Below are 14,917 nucleotides of genomic sequence, written 5' to 3'. Positions count from 1 at the left end.
GCGCTCAGCCTTGCAGCCGTGCGGCACGTCCGCCGCGGCGTTTGGCAATCAGGGGCGCGCGGCTGGGCAAGTCTGCCATGATGGCGCTGCGGGAGTCTGGTGACAAGCGCGACCACATGGTGATCTCGTCAATGCTGCGCAGGCAGCCTATGCAAATGCGCGCCTCGGGGTGAACGACGCAGAGCTTGACGCAAGGCGACTCGATTTCGGCGCGTTTCCAGATTTCGTCACTCACGGCTCGTCCTGTCGTGCTGTCATATACGCCATTCTGTCCAGCGCACCTTGCAAGATATAGCCGGCGGCGACCTTGTCGATGACTTCTTTGCGACCCTTTCGCGACGTATCCGCCTCCAGCAGGGCGCGCTCGGCGGCAACTGTCGACAGGCGCTCATCCCAGAAGCTGATCGGCAGGGTGGTGAGCTTTTCCAGATTCCGGGCAAAGGCGCGGGTGGATTGCACACGCGGACCCTCTGAGCCGTCCATGTTCAGCGGCAGGCCAAGGATGATGCCTGCCGTACCACGCGCGGTCAGCAGGGTCAGCAGACGGGTGGCGTCGAGGGTGAATTTCTCGCGCCGGATCACCTCAACCGGGGTGGCCACGCTTCGGCGCAGGTCGGAGAGCGCGACGCCGATGGTCTTGTCCCCCAGATCAAGGCCCGCGATGCCGCCGGTCCGGGGCAGGGTCGCCATGAAGTCTGCGATATCGGTCAGGATCATTCGGCCACCCCGGCCATCACGGCAGCTTCACGCAGGCCCGACAGCTCAACCGTGCGCCCGGCAAAGCGGGTCTGGGCCTCGGCATAAATCTCGCGGGCTTGCTCCGTACGGCCAATCTGCGCCAGCGAGGTGATCAAACGCGCCCAATCTTCTGCGGGGCCGCCATCGGTCGCCAGACGCGCACCCAGCTGGTCGACCATGCCTTCAATCATGGCTTGACGGTCCTCGGCACTCATCTCGGCGGCGGCGGCGATATCGCCCGCGGTCGGGCCGGGGGCGGACGCGGCGGCGGGCAGGGTATAGCGAACGCCTGCACGCTCTGCCACCTGCGGCAGTTGTGCACGGATTGACTGCACCCAAGGCGCATCGGGCGGGCTTTCTTCCAACAGGCGACGCCAGAGGATGAAGGTGCGGTCAAAGCGTCCGATCTGGGCAAACATGATGCCGGTGTAATAGCGCGCGGTGCCATCGGCGGGGTCAAGCGCCAGCGCGCGGACCAATGCCTGTTCCGCCTCGGGCGAGACGAAGCCACCCGCGGCCATGATCATCAGTTCGGCGTGCGCTGCGTGGTCTTCGGCGGTCGCCGCGTCGCCCTTGATGCGGAGCATCGCGGCCTGTGCGTCCTTGGCCGCAGCCAGATTGCCCATAGCGGCCTCGTTCCGGGCCAGTAGCTCGAAGCCGCGCAGATCGTCGGGGCGGTCCTGCACCGCTTGGCGCAGCTTGTCCATCAGGTCTAGGAAAGAGGGGTCGATGTCGCTGCGTGGCAGGCCGGGGGGGATCTGCGCCTCGGCGTCGGCTTGCGAGGGGCGGTTGGCGCGGGCCTCTTCGGCCATGGCAAAGCGGGCTTCCAGTGGCAGATCGGGATAGCCCGGCGCACCAAGACGCCAATAGCCATAAACCCCTGCGCCCATGGCAACGGCGATCAGTACCGCCAGCCCCCATCCGGCCCGCGCCTCGGCTGCGGGGGCCGCTTTTTGCGCGTTGCGGTCGGCGTCCAGCAGGCGGCGCTGGATTTCGGTGCGCAGGCGCACGCCTTCATCGGCGGGGATGGTGCCACGGGCGATATCACGCTCGATCTCGGTCAGTTGGTCGCGGTAGACAGCAAGGTCAAAGTCAGCCGCGACACGGGTTTCGGCGCGGGCGCGCCAGACCGCCCGCCACAGCGTTGCCACCACACCCGCGACCAGCAGCGCGACTGCCGCCCAGAAAACCCACAGTTCCATCCCATTTCCTCATTCAGTCCGCCTCAGCCCATGTAAGGGCTCATGGCCCCGGACAAAAGGCGGGAATTGGCCGCAGGCGGGCTAATACCACGGGTTGCGGCGCTGACCTGCGACATCAACCTGCGCCGATGTCGCAATTTTCCCTGTTGTGCCGCTTGGGGCTGTGGCGCCAAAGCGTTAAACAGTCACATACAGGGTGATACCGCCCGCCACTGTCCGAAGGATTGGCCCGATGAAACGCTATTCGGTTTTTGCCATCGCGCGTGAGGCGCTTACCCATCATCAGGGATGGGAGCGGGCGTGGAAATCGCCAACCCCAAAGGCCAGCTATGATGCCGTGATCATCGGCGCGGGCGGGCATGGTCTGGCCACGGCCTATTACCTTGGCAAGAATCACGGCATCCGGAATGTCGCGATCATCGAAAAGGGCTGGCTGGGTGGCGGCAACACCGGGCGCAATACCACGATCATCCGGTCGAACTATCTGCAAGACCCCTCTGCCGCGATCTATGAAAAGGCGCGGTCTCTGTATGAAACGCTTTCGCAAGAGCTGAACTACAACATCATGTTCAGCCCGCGCGGGTTGCTGATGCTGGCGCAGACCCATCATGAGGTGCGGGGTTATCTGCGCACGGTCCATGCCAACAACCTGCAAGGCGTGGTGACGGAATGGATTTCGCCTGAGCGGGTCAAGGAACTGGTGCCGATCATCAATATTGACGGGCCGCGTTATCCGATCCTTGGTGCGCTTTATCAGGCGCGCGGTGGCACGGCGCGCCATGATGCGGTGGCGTGGGGTTATGCGCGGGCCTGTTCCGAGATGGGCATGGATATCATCCAGCAATGCGAAGTGACCGGGGTGCGGTCGGAAAACGGGCAGGTTACCGGGGTCGAGACGACCAAAGGGTATATCGGCACCAAAAAACTTGGCATCGTGGTTGCGGGTCATTCGGGGCAGGTTGCCGATATGGCAGGATTCCGCCTGCCGGTGGAATCGCTGGCCCTGCAAGCGCTGGTATCAGAGCCGATCAAGCCCTGCATGGATGTGGTGGTGATGGCCAACACCGTTCACGGCTATATGTCACAGTCTGACAAGGGCGAGATGGTGATCGGTGGCGGCACCGACGGGTTCAACAACTATACCCAGCGCGGGTCCTTCCATCATATTGAGGAGACTTTGCGCGCCTTGGTCGAAACTTTCCCCATGATCTCAAGGCTTAAGATGCTGCGGCAATGGGGCGGGATCGTGGATATGACTGGCGACCGCTCGCCTATCATCTCGAAAACCCCGTTGGGCAATTGCTTTATCAACTGTGGCTGGGGCACTGGCGGGTTCAAGGCCATTCCCGGTTCTGGCTGGGCCATGGCCGATCTGATGGCCCGCGGAGAGCCGGGCGCGCTGGCCGCTGATTTTGACATGTGGCGCTTCCGCGAAGGGCGGTTCATCGACGAATCCGTCGCCGCCGGGGTGGCACACTGATGCGTTCGGGGAACCTTTCCGGTCTGGGCTGCGTTTGTCTTGCAATCACACATTGCAAGGAGGACCAGACATGTCCGACGCTTACAACTCAACCACGACCACACCGGGCAGCGCGCCGGGCACCGCGCCGGGCTACAGCAACCCTGGCAACCAGCCCTATGCCGGTGCCACACACACCAGCCACGTCCGCGAAACCCAGACCTCGACCAACTGGTTCGCATGGATGCTTGGCGGTGCCGTTGTTGCCGTTGGGATTGCGGCGCTTGTGTATAGTGGCAGCGACGCTCCCCCTGCACAGCCAGCCGGTAGCAACAACGTCACGATCGAAGCTCCTGCCACTGCTCCGGCAGCAGAAGCGCCTGTCACACCCCAACCTGATGCTGTTGTCCCTGTTGCCCCTGAGGCACCAGCCGTTGCAGACCCGGTTGCTCCGGCCCCTGACGCTGCGGCACCCGCTCCGGCTGGCAACTAAGACCAACCATTCTCTCTCCCTGTCCCGGCAAGGCGGGCGCTGTTCAGCGCCCGCCTTTGTCATGTCCAAAGGTGCGCCATGCTGATCCTTGAATGCCCGTATTGCGGTGTCGCGGCCGATGAAACCGAACTTTCCCCCGGCGGCGAGGCGCATCTTAAACGCTTTGGTCCCGGCTCCAGCCCGGATGAGTTCGAGGCCTATATGTTCGCACGCAAAAACCCAAAGGGCGTGCATTTTGAACGCTGGCGGCATGCCTACGGCTGTGGCAAATGGTTTCTGGCCGCACGCTGCACCGCCACGCTGGAGGTGTTCGGGACATATCCTGCGCAGTCCACGGAACCCCCCGCTGACATCATCGACAAAATCAAGGCCAAGCGCCCCGAGTGGAAGGGCTATTCATGAGCACGCGTCTGAAATCCGGCGGTCGTTTGATCGACCGTTCTGCCCCGGTTGAATTTACCTTTAACGGCAAGCGGTTGCGCGGTTGTTCGGGTGATACCCTTGCCTCGGCGCTGCTGGCCAATGATCAGATGCTGGTGGGGCGGTCGTTCAAATACCATCGCCCGCGCGGGATCGTTGCCAGCGGGGCAGAGGAACCCAACGCGCTGGTCAATCTGGGCACTGGCGCGCGGCTGGAACCCAACCAGCGCACCACCACGACCGAGTTGTTTGACGGGCTGGAAGCGCGCAGTCAGAACCATTGGCCGTCGTTGGAATTCGATGTGGGTGTGGTGAACAACTACGCCGCGCGGTTCCTGCCGGGCGGGTTTTATTACAAGACCTTCATCCATCCGCGCGCCGCGTGGAAGCATATCTTCGAGCCGATCATCCGCCACTCCGCTGGCCTTGGCTCGGCACCACGCGACCGTGACGCGGACCGGTATGAACAGGCCTATGCCTTCTGCGATCTGCTGATCGTAGGCGGCGGCGTGGCTGGCTTGCAGGCCGCACTGGTGGCAGGCCGTGCTGGCGCGCGGGTCTGGCTGGTGGAACAAACTGCCCATTGGGGCGGGCGAGCGCCGGTCGATGGCGATGTGATCGATGGTATGGCTGCGGGGGCGTGGGTTGACGCTGCTGTGTCGGAATTGTCCGCGCTGGATAATGTGACACTGCGCCTGCGCTGCATGGCCGCGGGGTCGTATGACCACGGCTATGTGCTGCTGGACGAAAAACTGGCCGACCACACCCCCGGCGACGGGCGGCCCCGGCACCGGCTTTGGCGGATGCGGGTGGGCAAGATCATCGCAGCCACCGGCGCGATAGAGCGACCCTTGTCCTTTGCTGGCAATGATATTCCGGGCGTGATGCTGGCCGGGGCGGTGCGCGATTATGTGGTGAACTGGGGCGTGTCGCCCGGTGACCGCACAGTTGTGGTCACCAACAATGATGACGCCTACCGCACTGCCATTGCGCTGAAAGAGGCGGGGCTTGATGTGGTTGCGGTGATCGACGCCCGCACCATCGCCAACGGCGCTTTGCCGGAACGTGCGCGCGCCTTGGGGATTCGCGTGGAAACCGGGCGCGCCATTGCAAAGGTCAAAGGTGGCAAGCGAGTCGAGGCAGTCGAAATCTGCCTGCAAGCGGGCGAGGGGGCTGCCAGCTCCACGATGCCCTGCGACGCGGTTGCCATGTCGGGCGGCTGGTCGCCTGTCGTGCATCTGTGGAGCCATTGCGGCGGCAAGCTGATCTGGGATGATGCGGACGCGATGTTCCGCCCCGACGCCGCCCGCCCGCCGCTGCATGAAGACGGCTCTGCTATGGTGCTGACCGCTGGTGCTGCGAATGGCGCGTTGCGCGGCGCGGTGGCAGATGCCGATGCGCAGGTAAAGATCGCCTTGCAAGCGCTTGGTTACAAGGTGAAAAAATTCGCTCCTCCGGTGCAGGTGGTGGCCGATGAATCCCCGCTGGAGCCGGTCTGGATCATGCCGCAGGGCGCATCCATCGCGCTGCGCTCAAAGATGTGGCTGGACTATCAGAACGATGTGAAAGTGTCAGACGTGCAGCTTGCCGCGCGTGAAGGCTATGAATCGGTGGAACACACCAAGCGCTATACCACGCTTGGCATGGCAACAGATCAGGGCAAGCTGAGCAATATCAACGGGCTGGCGGTTCTTGCGGGCAGCCTGAACGCGGCTATCCCGCAGGTTGGTACCACCACCTTCCGCCCACCCTATACACCGGTGCCGCTTGGGGCCCTGGCAGGCGAAGCGCGCGGTGAGATTTTCCAGCCGCTGCGCAAGACACCGATGCACGGTTGGCACGAACAAAACGGCGCGTATTTTGAACCCGTCGGCCATTGGCGCAGGCCCTATTGCTTCCAGCGCCCCGGCGAGACGCAGGAACAAGCGGTGCATCGTGAGGTTAAAAACACCCGCGAAGCCCTTGGTTTGCTTGATGCATCCACGTTGGGCAAGATCATCGTCAAAGGCCCCGATGCCGGACGCTTCCTTGATATGCTTTATACAAACGTGATGAGCAGCCTGCCCATCGGCAAATGCCGCTACGGCTTGATGTGCAACGAACAGGGGTTCCTGTCAGACGATGGCGTGGTTGCCCGGATCGACGCCGATACATGGCTGTGCCATACCACATCGGGCGGGGCGGACCGGATTCATGGCTGGATGGAAGACTGGCTGCAATGTGAATGGTGGGATTGGCAGGTGTTTACCGCCAATGTGACCGAACAATATGCGCAGGCCGCCGTGGTTGGTCCCAACGCCCGCATGTTGCTGGAAAAGCTGGGCGGCATGGATGTTTCCAAGGAATCGTTGCCCTTTATGGGCTGGGCAGACGGCACTTTAGGCGGGTTCCCCTGCCGGGTGTATCGGATCAGTTTCTCGGGTGAACTGTCCTATGAGATCGCGGTTCCTGCCAGCCATGGTGCGGCCTTTTGGGCGGCGCTGCACGCGGCGGGGGAAGAATTCGGCGCGATGGCTTACGGCACCGAAGCGCTGCACATCATGCGGGCCGAAAAGGGCTTTATCATGATCGGCGACGAGACCGATGGCACGATCATTCCACAGGATCTGGGGCTTGATTGGGCAATCAGCAAGAAAAAGGCCGACTTCCTTGGCAAACGTGGTCAGGAACGCAGCTTCCTTGCCAACCCGGACCGCTGGAAACTGGTCGGGTTCGAGACGCTGGACGGGTCGGTGGTGGAGGATGGCGCGTATATCCCCGAGCATGGGGTGAATGCCAACAACCAGCGCCGCGTGCAGGGCCGCGTGACCTCGACCTATCATTCGCCGACACTTGGGCGCGGCATCGCCATGGGCTTGCTGCGACAGGGCCCGGCGCGGATGGGTGAGGTGATAGAGTTTACACGGATGGATGGCGGCACCACCAAAGCGCGGGTCGTGAACGCGGTGTTCTTTGACAAAGACGGGGAGAAGCAGAATGTCTGATCCGGTCACCGCGCTTTCGGGCGCACGTTATGATGGCTTTGCTTCGGTGCGCGAAATTGGCCCGCTTGGCATGATCACCCTGCGCGCCAAAGAGGGCACGCCGGGGCTGGAGGCGGCGGTTCTGGCCGTTACCGGTTGCGCGCTGCCTGCGGTGCGGCGGATTGTGCGGCAAGGCGAGCGGGCGGTGGGCTGGATGAGCCCGGATGAGTTGCTGCTGGTGGTGCCTTACGCCGATGTGGCGGCGGCATTGGCCAGTATCGCGCAGGCGCTGGAGGGCCAGCATCATCTGGTCGTTGATGTCTCAGACGCGCGGGCGGTGTTCCGCATTGAAGGCGCGCGCGCCGATCAGGTGTTGCGCAAGCTGTCGCCGGTGGATTTCGACCATTTGGCGCCGGGTGAGGTGCGCCGCAGCCGCGCGGCGCAGGTTGCGGCGGCATTCTGGGCCGAGGACGCAGGCTTTACGCTGGTGTGCTTCCGCTCGGTCGCGGGCTATGTGATGGGGGTTCTGAGCGTATCGGCCCAGCCGGGGTCTGAGCTGTAGGCGTTGCACCGGGGGTTTTGCACCCCCAGACCCCGCAGAGTATTTTGGCCTGGATGAAGCTAAAGACCGACCATGCGGCGGATATCTTGTGGCGTGGCCCCTTCGGCACGGTATCTGGACAGGGCGCGCGCGTCGTCGCGTTTGGCCAGCCGCTTGCCCTGATCATCGCGGATCAGGCGGTGGTGATGGTAGAGCGGCGTGGGCAGGCCCAGCAGGCGTTGCAGCAGGATGTGGATGGCGGTGGCGTAAAACAGGTCTTCGCCGCGGCTGACATGGGTGATGCCTTGGGCCGCATCATCGACCACGACGGACAGGTGGTATGAGGTGCCGAAATCCTTGCGGGCGAGGACCACATCACCGATGCGTCGGGTGTAATCCTCGGCCGTGGTGATTGTGGAGGCGGGGTGCGTCGGGCCGGTTTCGCTGAAGGTCAGGCCCTCACCAAGCAGCGCATGGGTATTGGCAATGTTAAGGCGCAGGTGTTGGTCAGTCGGGCGAGGGACTTGGGGGGCGTGCTGCGGGCGGCAGGTTCCGGGATAGACCGGTCCATCGGGGCCATGGTGCGGCGCGCCTTCTTGCGGGGCGGCAAGGGCGGTTTCGATGTCACGGCGGGTGCAGGTGCAAGGGTAGAGATACCCCGCCTGCCAAAGCCGGTCGAGGGCGGCATGATACGCGCGCAGGCGGTCTGACTGGCGCATCGGCGGCGCGTCCCAGCAAATACCCAGCCAGTGCAGATCGTCTAGCAGCTGCGCCTCCCACTCAGGTTTGCTGCGCTGTTGATCGATATCTTCCACCCTGAGCAGGAAGGTGCCGTTGTGGCGGCGCGCCATGTCATGTGCGAGCAGCGCCGAATAGGCATGGCCAAGGTGCAGCGGACCGGTGGGCGAGGGCGCAAACCGCGTTACGACAGCCACGTGGTAAACACTTGCTTGGCGCGGTCGGTATAGGCTTTGTAGCGGTCTTTGCGGCCCCTGCGCCCGCCTTTTGCGTCAATCGGCGGGAAAAGCCCGAAGTTGACGTTCATCGGCTGAAAGGTTTTTGCCTCGGCCCCGCCGGTGATATGGGTAATAAGCGCGCCGGTCGCGGTCTCGGGCGGCGGCGGCGGCAGCGTCTCGCCCTTGATTTCGGCGGCGGCCATGCGGCCCGCGAGCAGACCCATGGCGGCGCTTTCGACATAGCCCTCAACGCCCGTAATCTGCCCGGCGAAACGGATATGCGGGTGCGTTTTCAGGCGCATCTGATCATCCAGCAGGGTGGGCGAGTTGATGAAGGTGTTGCGGTGGATGCCGCCAAGACGGGCAAAGCTTGCATTGGTCAGGCCGGGAATGCGTTTGAAAACATCAGTCTGCGCGCCGTACTTCATTTTGGTCTGAAAGCCGACCATGTTGAAAAGCGTGCCCAGCTTATTGTCACGGCGCAGTTGCACCACGGCATAGGCTTTGACATCGGGCTGATGCGGGTTGGTCAGGCCGACTGGCTTCATCGGGCCAAAGCGCAGGGTTTCGCGGCCGCGTTCGGCCATCACTTCTATCGGCAGGCAGCCATCGAAATAGCCTGCGGTTTCATTCTCATGGAACTCGGTCTTGTCGGCGGCCAGCAGCGCGTCGATAAAGTCCTCATACTGGTCGCGGGTCAGCGGGCAGTTGATATAGGCGGTCTGTTCTTCAACCGTTTCGCCCTTGTCATAGCGTGACTGCATCCACGCCACTGACATATCGACAGAATCGGCATAGACGATGGGCGCGATGGCATCGAAAAACGCCAGCGCATCGGCCCCGGTGGCGGCGCGGATGTTTTGGGCCAATGCACCAGAGGTCAGCGGGCCGGTGGCGATGATCCAGTGGCCATCGGTCGGAAGTTCGGTGATTTCCTCGTAAGATACGGAAATCAGCGGATGGGCCATGATCCGCGCGGTGACGCTTTGGGCAAAAGGGTCGCGATCCACCGCCAGAGCGCCACCTGCGGGCAAGCGATGCACTGCGGCCTGTTCCATGATCAACCCGTTTGCCGCGCGCATTTCCCAATGCAAAAGGCCAACGGCATTGCTTTCGTGGTCATCAGACCGGAAAGAGTTGGAGCAGACCATTTCGGCCAGATGCCCGGTGCGGTGGGCAAAAGTGCCGACCTTTGGCCGCATCTCGTGGATAACCACGGTGATGCCTTGCTGCGCCGCCTGCCAGGCGGCCTCTGATCCGGCCATGCCGCCGCCGATGATGTGGAGTGTTTTGCTCATCCGTGGGAGATATCCCGGCACCCGGCTGCTTTCAAGGCGTGGCATATGGCCGTGACTTATGATTGCGTCAGACCAAGGCAATCCGTTCGCGTTGGCTGGTATCGGGGTAGGGACGGTAAAGGCCGACTTCAACCGATGCGATCATCTGGTGCATCAGGTCATAGCGGCGGCCCGCGTCGTCATCTGCGGCGGCGAGTGCGGCGAAGGCGTCATCCAGCGCGGCCATGCCCGGCACATCAATCTCCAGCAGGAAATCAGGGTGCGCGCCCGAGGCAAGGCCGAATTTGCGCCGCATCAGACGCCAGCCGGTGATGAGACCACGTGTTTGCAGATGCTGCATCCAGCCATCAACGGCCTTGGCAAACGCAAGTGCCCGGCAATCCTGGCGCAGTTCGATCATGCAGTGATAAAGGTTCATCGGTCGTATCCTCCTGTGGAGAAGGATACGGTCGTTTGATGTGCAAATCGTTAAGCGCCGCCTTTGCGCCGTCATCAGCCGCCGGGCAGAAGGTCGATGATGCTGCGGCGGTCAAAAGTGGCACCGCGCTTGGCCCCGAAGTTTACCTTCACGCCAACGCCGACATATGCCTCTGATCCGATTCCGTCGATCCGCGCCTGACCAAGTTCCCCGGTAAGGTTCAGGCCTGGCAGTGCCGCCACTTCTCCGATAATGGCAAACTTGGCGGCATCGGCACCATCGACGTTCAAAAGATCAAACCGCGCGCCGAGCATGGCCGAGTCTGTCAATGAGTATTCGCCCTTTACGCCAATGACTGTGCCATTGCTGCCCCCATCCTTGGCGATGGTCAAAAAGGCCTCGGTCCCGAAGGCACCTGCCTGATGGCCAACCTCGACGCCGAAATAATTCAGATTTTCGTGCTCGATGCGATCGCGGCCGATAAATGCACCAACCGAGGTGCTTTCGTTGACATGGAAAATCGCGTGCAAACCAAAATTCGTGTTGTCCAGATTGGTTGCATTGAACTTGGTCAAGGCAAAGTCTCCCTGCACCGAAAATTGCTGCGAAAGGCCAAACTCCATGGAGCTGCCAAGCGACAGCTTGTTGACATCGGTGGCGGGGCTGCTGCCGATAAAGCTGGAATATCCCAGCGACAGTGAACCGCCCGTGACTTCAAAAGCCTGCACTGCAGATGCGCAGAAAAGACCGGCCAGGGCCAAGGAAAGGGTATGCTTCATTTCTGCCTCGATTTTCTTTGTATACGCGCATTTTTTTGCACATTGACAATAAGATACGCCCTATGACGCTGCGGTGTAAACGCGCCCGATCAGTCCTTGCCCGTTTGTGACTTGGGCGCAACAACCTCCGGTTGCCGCGTCTGCGCCGCGTGGAAAAGGGCCGTGCGGTGCTTTGCGACAAAGGCTGCATCATCTGCTGGGATCAGGCCCAGCTCGACGGCCTTGTCAAAAAAGCCGCGCGCGGGCAGGCCGCCCGACAAACGCCCTTTACACACAGACGCGCGCAACGGGTGGCCGTTGCGCGCGTCAATCACCATCAGCGCCTCTAGCGCTGCGGTCAGTTCGGCCATCCGCCAGCCCAGATCGCGGGAAAGCTGGCCATAAGTGATCGTCAGACCAGCGGCGGCCAGATCGGCCAGCCGCTGCTCCAGCTCACTCATCGGCCTGTTCGGCCACGCGGGCGACGGAGACGACCAGCTCGTCGCGGCCCACATTGAACACCCGCACGCCCCCGGCAGAGCGCGAACGGAAGCTGATCTGATCGACCGGCACTCGGATCGACTGCCCGGTCGAGGTCGCCAGCATGATCTGATCAGACAGCTCGACGGGGAAAGAGGCAATCAGCCGCCCGCCGCGCATCGCCTTGTCCATCGCCATCACGCCCATACCGCCCCGCCCGCGCACCGGATAGCCGTGCGAGGATGACAGTTTGCCCGCCCCGCCTTCGGTTATGGTCAGGATCAGATCTTCCAGCGCCGACATCTCAGCATAGCGTTCGGGCGAAAGCTGGCCTGCCGCAACGGTTTCTTCTTCGTCATCGGCCTCTGCCTCATCCTCGGCGGCGCCGGCCATCAGGCGGCGTTGCTTAAGATAGGCCTCGCGTTCCTCTGGCGTGGCCTCGAAGTGGCGGATGATCGCCATCGACACCACTTGGTCGCCCGTCGCCAGACGAATGCCGCGTACCCCCGTCGATCCGCGCGATTTGAAGACGCGGATGTCGGTGGTGGAGAAGCGGATCGCGCGGCCAAGGGCGGTGACCAGCATCACATCGTCATTTTCATCAGCAATCGCGGCGTTTACCAAAGAGACCCCTTCGGGCAGGTTCATCGCGATTTTGCCGTTGCGTTTGACGTTGGTGAAATCCGACAGATCGTTCTGGCGCACATCGCCATCGCTGGTGGCAAAGACGATCTGCAGGGTTTCCCACTCATCCTCGGGCACATCGACGGGCATCAGCGCCGCAATCGAGACGCCTTGCAGGATCGGCAGGATGTTGACAATCGCCTTACCCTTGGCGGTGCGCCCGGCCAGTGGCAGACGCCAGGTTTTCAGCTTGTAGACCATGCCATCGGTCGTGAAAAACAGCAGCCAGGTATGGGTGTTGGCCACGAAAAGCGTAGTCACCACATCATCTTCTTTGGTTGCCATCGAAGACAGACCCTTGCCGCCACGGTTCTGCTGTCGGAATTCGGCCAGCGGCGTGCGCTTGATATAGCCGCCGCTGGTGATCGTCACGACCATGTCTTCGCGCTCAATCAGGTCTTCGTCTTCCATATCGCCGGCCCAGTCGACGATTTCGGTGCGGCGCGGAACGGCGAAAAGCTGTTTCACCTCGCGCAACTCGTCCGAGATGATGGCCATTATCCGTTCACGCGATCCCAGAATTTCAAGGTATTCCTTGATCTTGCCTGCCAGTTCTTCCAGTTCGTCCGTGACTTCCTTGACGCCAAGCGCCGTCAGGCGTTGCAGGCGCAGTTCCAGAATGGCGCGGGCCTGAACTTCGGACAGGTTATAGGTGCCGTCGTCGTTCATCGTGTGGCTTGGATCGTCGATCAGCAGGATATAAGGCGCGATATCGGCGGCGGGCCAACGGCGCGTCATCAGCTTTTCACGCGCTTCCGCCGCATCGGCAGAGCCGCGGATGGTGCGCACAATTTCGTCCACATTCGACACGGCGACAGCCAGACCGCACAGAATATGGCTGCGCTCGCGGGCTTTGCGCAGTTCGAACGCGGTGCGGCGTGCTACCACTTCTTCGCGGAAGGTGATGAAATGCGTGAGGAAATCGCGCAAGGTCAGCTGTTCGGGGCGGCCACCGTTCAGCGCCAGCATGTTACAGCCGAAAGAGGTCTGCATCGGCGTAAAGCGGAACAACTGATTTAGCACCACATCGGCCGTTGCGTCGCGTTTCAACTCGATCACAACGCGAATCCCGATGCGGTCAGATTCGTCGGCGACAGCCGCGATGCCCTCGATCCGCTTTTCGCGCACCAGTTCGGCGATTTTTTCGATCATGGAGGCCTTGTTGACCTGATAGGGCACCTCATCAATGATGATGGCATACCGGTCTTTGCGGATTTCCTCGATATGGGTCTTGGACCGGATGATGACCGAGCCGCGTCCCTCCAGATAGGCTTTGCGCGCGCCAGCGCGGCCAAGGATCGTGGCCCCGGTGGGGAAATCGGGGGCGGGGATGATCTCCATCAGCGCCTCGGATGACAGATCCGGGTTTTCGATCAGGGCCAGTGTGCCGTCGATCACTTCGCCAAGGTTGTGGGGCGGGATGTTTGTGGCCATGCCAACCGCGATACCACCCGCGCCATTGACCAGCATGTTCGGGAACCGCGCGGGCAGGACCGTGGGTTCGCGGTCTTTGCCATCATAGTTGTCTTGAAAATCAACAGTTTCCTTGTCGATATCGGCCAACAGAAATGCCGACGGCTTGTCCATGCGCACTTCGGTGTAGCGCATCGCAGCAGCGGAATCCCCGTCCATTGAGCCAAAGTTGCCCTGACCGTCCAGCAGTTTCAAAGACATCGAAAACGGCTGTGCCATCCGCACCAGTGCGTCATAAATCGCAGAGTCACCGTGAGGGTGATATTTCCCCATCGTATCGCCCACCGGACGGGCCGATTTGCGGTAAGGCTTGTCATGGCTGTTGCCAGATTCACTCATCGCGAAAAGAATGCGCCGATGCACAGGCTTCAGCCCGTCACGCAGATCAGGGATCGCGCGGCTGACGATCACGCTCATCGCGTAATCCAGATAGGCGGTCTTCATCTCGGCTGCGATGTCGATCTGAGGTCCGGTGTGAACCGGCTTTTCATCTTTGGTATCAGTATCTTCTGGCGTGTCGCTCATGTGGTCGGTGCCTTCCTTGCGGGGGGGCTATATCTTGTTGGCATAACCTTACACCATGCAAGGGATGGGGTGCAATGGCACCCCGATGCCCGATTTGGCAGCCACAACGGCGGGGTGATAATAAATTGAAATCATTGATTATTAATCTGTCTTTGGCATGATTTCAAAAGGGGGAGCCTGAACAGGAGACTCATATGGAAAAAACCGAGACGGAGCTGATGCTGAAAGGCTATGGGTTGACCACGGCAGAGATGTTCTACCGGATGCCGGATTACCGCAATGTTCTCAATACTTTCGTGTGGCAGGACTATGATCTGGCCCCCGACTACCCGCGCTTGTTCAAATTCATCGAATACTGGCAGGAAAAGATCGATGGCCCGCTGCATTCGGTGCGTTTCAGCCACAAGCGACTGATTGGCCCGAATGAATGGCGCAATGTGGTGGGGGAATTCCGGCTGCATTAGGCGGCTGGCTCTGGCACCCCGGCAGATCGCTCGCTAAGGTTCCCC

15 protein-coding genes are annotated in these 14,917 nt (G+C 61.6%); 6 read left to right on the top strand and 9 right to left on the bottom strand.

The features are described from left to right. Window positions 1-4: 4 nt before the first annotated feature. The 3 genes from Q8K08_RS02595 to ccmI are packed head-to-tail and all read right to left on the bottom strand — an operon-like array spanning window position 5 to window position 1,940. Window positions 5-235, bottom strand: a complete 231-nt coding sequence (locus Q8K08_RS02595; protein ID WP_304802000.1) for a DUF1289 domain-containing protein — start codon at window positions 233-235, stop codon at window positions 5-7. Then, window positions 232-717 (bottom strand): Holliday junction resolvase RuvX, encoded by a 486-nt coding sequence (gene ruvX, locus Q8K08_RS02590; protein WP_304802002.1) that lies wholly within the window; start codon window positions 715-717, stop codon window positions 232-234. Before ruvX ends, Q8K08_RS02595 begins: the two co-directional genes overlap by 4 nt. Next, entirely contained in the window at window positions 714-1,940 is a 1,227-nt protein-coding gene (gene ccmI / locus Q8K08_RS02585) for a c-type cytochrome biogenesis protein CcmI (RefSeq protein ID WP_305249111.1), read from the bottom strand. Before ccmI ends, ruvX begins: the two co-directional genes overlap by 4 nt. Before the next feature lie 232 nt (window positions 1,941-2,172). Here ccmI and Q8K08_RS02580 point away from each other — a divergent pair, with 232 nt between their 5' ends. The 5 genes from Q8K08_RS02580 (at window position 2,173) to Q8K08_RS02560 (ending at window position 7,837) form a co-directional block, all read left to right on the top strand. Beyond that, a complete protein-coding gene (locus tag Q8K08_RS02580; RefSeq protein ID WP_305249110.1) occupies window positions 2,173-3,420 on the top strand; it encodes a sarcosine oxidase subunit beta family protein in 1,248 nt (415 codons plus the stop codon). A 70-nt stretch (window positions 3,421-3,490) separates the two neighbouring features. Further along, the gene (locus tag Q8K08_RS02575; protein WP_305249109.1) at window positions 3,491-3,892 is read left to right on the top strand and encodes a hypothetical protein; all 402 of its coding nucleotides are present in this window, start codon (window positions 3,491-3,493) and stop codon (window positions 3,890-3,892) included. Window positions 3,893-3,970: 78 nt separating this feature from the next. Beyond that, on the top strand, window positions 3,971-4,294 hold the full coding sequence (locus tag Q8K08_RS02570) for a sarcosine oxidase subunit delta (RefSeq protein WP_304799813.1): 324 nt from the start codon (window positions 3,971-3,973) through the stop codon (window positions 4,292-4,294). Beyond that, window positions 4,291-7,296: a sarcosine oxidase subunit alpha family protein gene (locus Q8K08_RS02565; RefSeq protein WP_305249108.1), complete on the top strand. Its 3,006-nt coding sequence runs from the start codon at window positions 4,291-4,293 to the stop codon at window positions 7,294-7,296. The genes Q8K08_RS02570 and Q8K08_RS02565 overlap by 4 nt, the downstream gene beginning before the upstream one ends. Next, window positions 7,289-7,837: a sarcosine oxidase subunit gamma gene (locus Q8K08_RS02560; RefSeq protein WP_305249107.1), complete on the top strand. Its 549-nt coding sequence runs from the start codon at window positions 7,289-7,291 to the stop codon at window positions 7,835-7,837. Before Q8K08_RS02565 ends, Q8K08_RS02560 begins: the two co-directional genes overlap by 8 nt. A 59-nt stretch (window positions 7,838-7,896) precedes the next feature. On the opposite strand, the gene gluQRS is transcribed toward Q8K08_RS02560, so the two are convergent. From gluQRS to gyrA, 6 genes are all read right to left on the bottom strand, one after another. Beyond that, a complete protein-coding gene (gluQRS, locus tag Q8K08_RS02555; protein WP_305249106.1) occupies window positions 7,897-8,751 on the bottom strand; it encodes a tRNA glutamyl-Q(34) synthetase GluQRS in 855 nt (284 codons plus the stop codon). Further along, on the bottom strand, window positions 8,739-10,070 hold the full coding sequence (trmFO, locus tag Q8K08_RS02550) for a methylenetetrahydrofolate--tRNA-(uracil(54)-C(5))-methyltransferase (FADH(2)-oxidizing) TrmFO (protein ID WP_305249105.1): 1,332 nt from the start codon (window positions 10,068-10,070) through the stop codon (window positions 8,739-8,741). The genes gluQRS and trmFO overlap by 13 nt, the downstream gene beginning before the upstream one ends. 67 nt (window positions 10,071-10,137) lie before the next feature. Further along, the gene (locus Q8K08_RS02545) at window positions 10,138-10,488 is read right to left on the bottom strand and encodes a DUF6614 family protein (protein ID WP_304799184.1); all 351 of its coding nucleotides are present in this window, start codon (window positions 10,486-10,488) and stop codon (window positions 10,138-10,140) included. Between the two features lie 74 nt (window positions 10,489-10,562). Further along, on the bottom strand, window positions 10,563-11,267 hold the full coding sequence (locus Q8K08_RS02540; RefSeq protein WP_304799177.1) for a hypothetical protein: 705 nt from the start codon (window positions 11,265-11,267) through the stop codon (window positions 10,563-10,565). A gap of 89 nt (window positions 11,268-11,356) precedes the next feature. Next, entirely contained in the window at window positions 11,357-11,707 is a 351-nt protein-coding gene (locus tag Q8K08_RS02535) for a hypothetical protein (protein WP_304799170.1), read from the bottom strand. Continuing rightward, the gene (gyrA, locus tag Q8K08_RS02530; RefSeq protein WP_304799164.1) at window positions 11,700-14,408 is read right to left on the bottom strand and encodes a DNA gyrase subunit A; all 2,709 of its coding nucleotides are present in this window, start codon (window positions 14,406-14,408) and stop codon (window positions 11,700-11,702) included. Before gyrA ends, Q8K08_RS02535 begins: the two co-directional genes overlap by 8 nt. 194 nt (window positions 14,409-14,602) lie before the next feature. Here gyrA and Q8K08_RS02525 point away from each other — a divergent pair, with 194 nt between their 5' ends. Beyond that, the gene (locus Q8K08_RS02525; protein ID WP_304799156.1) at window positions 14,603-14,872 is read left to right on the top strand and encodes an usg protein; all 270 of its coding nucleotides are present in this window, start codon (window positions 14,603-14,605) and stop codon (window positions 14,870-14,872) included. Window positions 14,873-14,917 lie beyond the last annotated feature (45 nt).

Source organism: Pseudotabrizicola sp. (genome assembly GCF_030684215.1).
In the GTDB taxonomy this organism is placed as follows: Bacteria; Pseudomonadota; Alphaproteobacteria; order Rhodobacterales; family Rhodobacteraceae; genus Pseudotabrizicola.
This window is presented reverse-complemented; position numbering and strand designations above follow the sequence as displayed.